Raw genomic sequence first — 2,182 nt, forward strand, 5'->3', positions numbered from 1 at the left:
GCGGACCGTCGCCGAGGCGCGCCTGACGAGCGAGGCGCGGCGGGCCGGCGTGCCGACCCCGCTGGTGTACGACGTCGACGTACCGGCGGCGACGCTGACCCTCCAGCACGTCGGCGACCGCGACCTCGCCGCCGACCTCGACGAACGGTGGACGACCGCCGTCGGCCGTCACCTCGCGCGGCTCCACGGGGCGGGAATCGTGCACGGGGACCCGACGACGCGGAACGTCCGGATCGAGCGCCGAGGGGAGGGCGACGCGCGGGCGACCCTCATCGACTTCGGGCTCGCGTACCACACCGGCCACGTCGAGGACCACGCGATGGACCTCCACGTGTTCGAGGGGTCCGTCCGCGCGACGGCGACGGAGCCGAACCCCCTGATCGAGGCGTTCGAGGCCGGCTACGCTGAAGCCGGCGACGGGGACGTCCTCGACCGACTGCGGACGGTGGAGGGGCGCGGGCGGTACCGGTAGCCGGGTCCGCCGGCCCCCTGCGGCGGCGAGCCCGTGACCGAGGAGCCGGTCCCGCCACGATTTATATCCCCGGCGAGCGATGTGCCGGTATGGCAGACAAACCGTCCTCGGGAGAGATACTCGGAATCCCGTACAACTTCGAGCGGCCGAGCCTCGGCCGGCTGCTGTCGTCGTACTGGCAACCTGGCAAGGGGATGCTGGTGGAGAAGCCGTTCGGCATCGGCTACACGCTGAACCTCGCTAACTGGCGGTCGTGGGTCGTCCTCGCGGTCGCCGGCGGGCTCTACTACCAACAGACCCAGTCCGCCGCGGCCGGCGGCGACGGCGACGGCGGCCTCGACGGAGAGGCCGACGACGGCCCCGTCGAAGTGATCGTCGACGACGACTGAGCGCGCCGCCGTCGCGGTCCCCGCGGCGACGACCGAGTCCCGCAACCAGTTCTCACGATCGATTTCGGGACGCTGTGTTTTAAATACTGGAACAACGTAAACGGAACAATGAGAGTTCAGTTCGAGTGCTCGTGCTCGGAGGAGATCTCCGAGTTCACCCGCGGAGAGACGAGCCGCGGCGTCCACGTCGAGTGCGGGAACTGCGGGGCCGTGTACGCTGTGACGATCACCGAACTCGACTGACCGGATCGTCTCGCCGGGACTCGCCGCCCCCGTCCTGTCCCCCGGTTTTTACCGGTCCCGTCGATCGCTCCGTCCCCGTTCGGTCCGCGACCGCCGCGGACTCGAAGCGGAGTCGAACCGTCGTCCCGTCGTCGGTCGTCTCGAACCCGACGGTCCCGCCCTGCGTCTCGCACATCCACTTGACGAGCCAGAGGCCGATGCTGCTCGCGTGCGAGAGCGGCGTCTCCTGTTCCGCGCGCAACACCGCCTGCTCGTCGTCGGGGATCCCCGGGCCGTTGTCCTTGACCTCGAGAGCGGTGGTCGTTCCGTCCTTCTCGACCCGCGCGTCGACCCGACGCGTCGAGCCGTCGTTGTGCGTGACCGCGTTCTCGAACACCTCGCGGACGGGATACTCGACCGATCGATCCGCACGGATCCACGCCTCGGCGGGCGATTCGATCGTGATCGTCACGTCGGGCCCGTCGACCGCCGCCGCCGCGTCCCGGACGGTTTCGACCAGATCGATCCGCCCGTCGGGCGGGTCGGGCGACGCCTCCTCGATGACGCGCAGCTTCTCGCTTATCTCGACGACGTCGTCGGTCGTCGTCCGAATCGTCTCCAGGCAGTCCCGGCTCCGCTCGTCCTCGACGCGGTCCGCGAGCAGGTCCGCGTAGCCGCGGATGACGTTGAGGTCGTTGCGGATGTTGTGGCGGAACACTCGACTCAAGACCTGGAGCTGTTGGTTCGAGGTCTCCAGCTCCCGCCGGGCCGCCTCGGCGCGGCGGCGGTGGTAGGTCAACGCGCCGTAGAGGAACAGCGAGGAGACGCCGACGACCGCCCATCCGCTCACGAGACGGCCGGGCGTCCACGCGGCCGCGTCTCCGGCGGCGACGGCGACCGCCACGTCGACCACGAGGACGAGCAGCGCTCCCGCACAGAGAAACCCGACGGCGAGCGCGCGCGGCGATCGGTCGTAGATCCGGCCGGGGAAAAATTCCATATCGGTGTTCATAAACCTCAGACGAACTCAGTCGTAAGTAACGACAGAGCGGCCCGTCTTAAATCTGATCGCGGTCACCACCGCCGTGTTAAGTTAAGA

Annotated in this window: 4 protein-coding genes; 3 read left to right on the plus strand and 1 reads right to left on the minus strand. The window is 69.1% G+C overall.

Annotation, left to right across the window (positions count from 1 at the left end):
- The 3 genes from DJ74_RS15790 to DJ74_RS19730 form a co-directional block, all read left to right on the plus strand.
- On the plus strand, positions 1-472 hold a 472-nt coding region (locus DJ74_RS15790), incomplete at its 5' end, for a KEOPS complex kinase/ATPase Bud32 (RefSeq protein WP_254922188.1).
- Between the two features lie 89 nt (positions 473-561).
- Positions 562-861: a DUF5808 domain-containing protein gene (locus tag DJ74_RS15795; RefSeq protein WP_094524101.1), complete on the plus strand. Its 300-nt coding sequence runs from the start codon at positions 562-564 to the stop codon at positions 859-861.
- Between the two features lie 108 nt (positions 862-969).
- Positions 970-1,104 (plus strand): hypothetical protein, encoded by a 135-nt coding sequence (locus DJ74_RS19730; RefSeq protein WP_254921679.1) that lies wholly within the window; start codon positions 970-972, stop codon positions 1,102-1,104.
- Here DJ74_RS19730 and DJ74_RS15800 read toward each other — a convergent pair.
- Positions 1,088-2,083 carry a sensor histidine kinase KdpD gene (locus DJ74_RS15800; RefSeq protein ID WP_094527872.1) on the minus strand — a complete coding sequence of 332 codons (996 nt, stop codon included), beginning with the start codon at positions 2,081-2,083 and terminating at the stop codon, positions 1,088-1,090. The genes DJ74_RS19730 and DJ74_RS15800 overlap by 17 nt on opposite strands.
- Positions 2,084-2,182: the final 99 nt, after the last annotated feature.

The sequence above is a fragment of the Halorubrum sp. Ea8 genome, assembly GCF_002252925.1.
Taxonomy (GTDB): Archaea; Halobacteriota; Halobacteria; order Halobacteriales; family Haloferacaceae; genus Halorubrum.